The organism is Desulfobacula sp. (assembly GCF_021107415.1).
The window spans coordinates 1-2,793 of sequence record NZ_JAIOSW010000083.1; the positions used below are offsets into that span (position 1 = coordinate 1).

3 protein-coding genes are annotated in these 2,793 nt (G+C 37.1%); 1 reads left to right on the forward strand and 2 read right to left on the reverse strand.

The features are described from left to right. A partial coding sequence (locus K8S13_RS04340; RefSeq protein WP_291460721.1) for a lipopolysaccharide kinase InaA family protein occupies nucleotides 1-1,203 on the forward strand: 1,203 nt, incomplete at its 5' end. 335 nt (nucleotides 1,204-1,538) lie between these two features. Here the strand turns inward: K8S13_RS04340 and K8S13_RS04345 are convergent. After that, the gene (locus tag K8S13_RS04345) at nucleotides 1,539-1,730 is read right to left on the reverse strand and encodes a hypothetical protein (RefSeq protein ID WP_291460723.1); all 192 of its coding nucleotides are present in this window, start codon (nucleotides 1,728-1,730) and stop codon (nucleotides 1,539-1,541) included. Between the two features lie 47 nt (nucleotides 1,731-1,777). After that, nucleotides 1,778-2,793 (reverse strand): hypothetical protein (locus K8S13_RS04350; RefSeq protein ID WP_291460725.1); only part of this gene is annotated, 1,016 nt, incomplete at its 5' end.

Genomic DNA, 2,793 nt, shown 5'->3' on the forward strand with positions numbered 1-2,793 from the left:
GAACCTGTAGAAGTACCTTCTATTATTGGAGCGTGCATGATGATAAAAAGGGAAGTAATCGATTCTATCGGCATGCTCGATGAAGGTTTCTTTTTTTACCTTGAAGAGACGGACTTCTGCAAGAGGGCAAAAGACCATGCTTTCGGAGTATGGCATCTTCCCGACATCCGGATTATACATTACCAGGGAAAGACTGCCAAAAAATTCGACGTAAGAAGGAAGATAGAGTTTCAAAGATCCATGTGCAGATTTTTCATTAAACACAAAGGCCTGCCTCAAACCATAATATTTTATATTTGCATGATTTTAAAGTCGGCAGTCAAATCAGCAATAAATCTACCTTTTTTACTGGTACCGAAGTCGAAAGATAAGTTTTTTAAATCAGGCGCTGTGTTTCTCTGGTATATCCTGGGATCTCCACAAGGTTGGGGCCTTGAATATAAATTTCCTGGATACAATAAAATAAAAAAGAATGCCTACACGTGGTTTCTTGCTGAATGGAAAGACATCCCTCAACAGGCAATTAATCCCAAGGCCTTTATGAAGTCTTTCAGCGACAATGTGCTGAACCGCTCAAGGACAGCTCTTATGAAGTCCGGCACTCTGGATAGCAATACCATTTATCTCAAACGCTATAATTTCAAAGGAATCAAGGATGCGATAAAAAATCTGTTTAGAAAAAGCAGGGCACAAAGAGCATTTAAAGCCGCCCTTATGCTTGAAGGTATGGGTTTAGGCACACCAGACGTATTGTTTGCATGTGAAAAAAGGCGCTTTGGTTTCCTGTTTGAATCCTACATTGCTACACAGGGAATACCTGCCATAGACCTTGTAAAATATGTTCAGAAAAAAGCATATGATGATAAATATATCATCATGCTCGCGAGATATATTCGGCGCATACATGAAATGGGGATTATGCACACCGACCTAAAAGGAGAAAACCTTCTCATTAATAAAAAAGATATATTCCTTATCGACCTGGACAGGCTCAGAAGACTGCGATTTATTTCCTACAGGCAGATCGCGAAAAACCTGAGCTACCTTAATACGTCTTTTACAAAAACAGTTCCTTTAAAACAAAGAATGTTATTCCTTAACGAATACATAAAAGGAAATACATACCTAGAAAAAAGGCGTGGCTCCCTGATAAGCAGAATCAGCATCTATACAGATAAACGGCTGAAAACAAGATACAATTGAGAGCCAATTCCAAAACGTCCCATTTTATCCAATCTCTGCGTCAGGTCTATAAAACTCGAATTTTCTCGATGTAGATGCCAAACAATTAGCACGATTAAATTCAAGCTCGGGAAAGAGTTTCTCAACGCCTTCAGGAGTAAACCGCCAATAATCAGATGGAAACCCATGGAATTTCCAGGAAAAAGGAACGGACAGGCAAATTTTATCTTCTGGTTTCAACAAAGCCGTCAGATTTCCGCCATTTCAAATGGTTGTTCGCAATGCTCTAATACACTCAGACAAAAAATGGTTCCGAAACGAATCCCTTTGAGTTTTACATCTATTTCTTCAAATTTTTATGTAAAATTCAAAACTACATCAACACCGGACCCATCCTGCATATCCACGCCTATATATGTGCTCCTGTCTGAAAAAATTGATCGTAAAACTTGAGTTGCTCCATAATCCTTTGAGCCAACCTCAAGATATGGGCCAACAAATTCCTTTTCAAATCTTTTGATATACATTAATTTATTTTCATCACCCATAGCTGTAATTCCTTATTTCCAGACTAAACTGCTCATTTATGCATATTTTATTTAAGAAATTCCGCGGAACTATAAATAACGACAATCCTTTTTTCCCCGGAAAATTCCTTTAACTTATTAAAATTCTCAAATTTCGGAATTAAATCTTTTTCTTTTTTTGAAATTCTTATTATAACAAGATCTGCCTGCTTATCTATGGCAAACTTTTCTATTCCGACATAATCATGACTGCTGCTGTCATATTTAACTAAATCTTTTTCTCTGCTGGAATAAAGTTCTCTTCCCGCATAAAAGGGTATCCTTATTTCATTGGTTATTATTCTGGCATTTTTAAACTTCGTCTCTTTAGCGAGCCACTTACCGGCTATGCTTATTGCATTATCATGTTCTTTGCAGGAGTTAGCGACCTTACCTGCAGGCACTAAAATGAAAAAAACAACAAAAACAACGGCTAATATTTTTTGTTTAGATGATCTCTTAACAAAATTGAATATCCGTTCCATTCCAGCGCCAATCCAGGGAAATAAAAGGAATGCAGGCACGAATAAAAATCTTGGTGAGATAAAATCTCTTACAATAAGTGAGTAATAAAATACAAGAAGGAATGAAACAATTATATATAGCACTAAAATATGAGATCTTGTTAAAGAATTCTTAAAACCTAAAAAAAGAGGAATGACAAATAATGGAAAGATAGCTTTAACAAATGCCTTTAAAAACCCTAAAAGATAAATAACCGGCATGAAGTCCCTGGCGGTTTCTGCAAAACTATAGTGCGCCCCGGAAAAAGGCGGTGAATTTTCAACCTGTTTGAGGTGATCATAAATCAGTCGGTAATTGTTCAGGAAGCTAAAATTAGCCGTGTCTTGCAGCACCTGAACAACCTGATCAGCCCTGTTAAAAGACATTCCCTCAGCTCCCGCCAATAAAAAAAGAGTCCCTCCAATAAAAATCGGAAAACAAATCCAAATACAACTCCCTTTAAGGAAAAATCCCCTCTCCTGTTTCTTTGCAATGGCAAAGTACAAAAGAAATAAAAAGAAAGCCGGAATGAAAATTATTC

Excerpts from the sequence above, each read along its gene's own strand:
- K8S13_RS04345 (WP_291460723.1), bottom strand. The coding sequence starts at position 1,730 with ATGGGTGATGAAAATAAATTAATGTATATCAAAAGATTTGAAAAGGAA.